Genomic DNA, 704 nt, shown 5'->3' with positions numbered 1-704 from the left:
AGTGCAACGGCGCTTCGATCTTGTCATCGGGGCGGATGGTTTGCATTCCGCAATCCGTCGGATCGTCTTCGGCCCCGAGGATAGCTTCGTGCAGTTCCGCCAGCACTATTTTGCCTCCGTGGCCGCGGACATGGATATCGGCGAGCCTGGCTGGACCACCTTTTTCAATGAGGCGGGCCGGTCCGCGGCTGTCTATCGCGCCGGCGCCGAAGAGGGGCAGATCACCTTCATGTTCCGGAGCGACCAGCCGCTTGCCTACCACCATCGCGACGTTGCGGCACAGCGCCGCCTGCTGCGCGATGCCTTCGCCGGGATGGAATGGCATGTGCCCGATCTGCTCGATGCTGCGGACAACGCCGAAGACTTCTATTTTGATGCCCTGGCTCAGACGAAGATGCCGTGCTGGTCGCATGGCCGCGTGGTGCTGGTGGGCGATGCAGCCTATTGCGCGTCTCCAGCCTCAGGGGCCGGCGCACTGTTGGCGCTGACCGGCGCCTACCGGCTTACGGGCGAACTGTCAGAGGGCGGAATTTCCGCCTCGGCTCTGGCGCGATACGAGGCGGCGCAGCGCCCTCTGGTCAAGCTGAAACAGTCGCAACTTTTCACCGGCATCACCGTTCCGCGCACGCGAGCGGGTATTCTCGCGCGCAATCTGTTTCTGTCATCGCCGTTGACGGGCGTCTTGTCGCGCTGGAAATCCGACA

1 protein-coding gene is annotated in these 704 nt (G+C 63.6%); it reads left to right on the top strand.

The window, feature by feature from the left end:
- Position 1: 1 nt before the first annotated feature.
- A partial coding sequence (locus MD273_RS18510; RefSeq protein WP_239039252.1) for an FAD-dependent monooxygenase occupies positions 2-704 on the top strand: 703 nt, incomplete at its 3' end.

It is taken from the genome of Marinobacter sp. C7, assembly GCF_022343555.1.
In the GTDB taxonomy this organism is placed as follows: domain Bacteria; phylum Pseudomonadota; class Gammaproteobacteria; order Pseudomonadales; family Oleiphilaceae; genus Marinobacter.
Note: the sequence above shows the minus strand (reverse complement) of the source record. Positions and strands in the feature narration are given on the sequence as shown.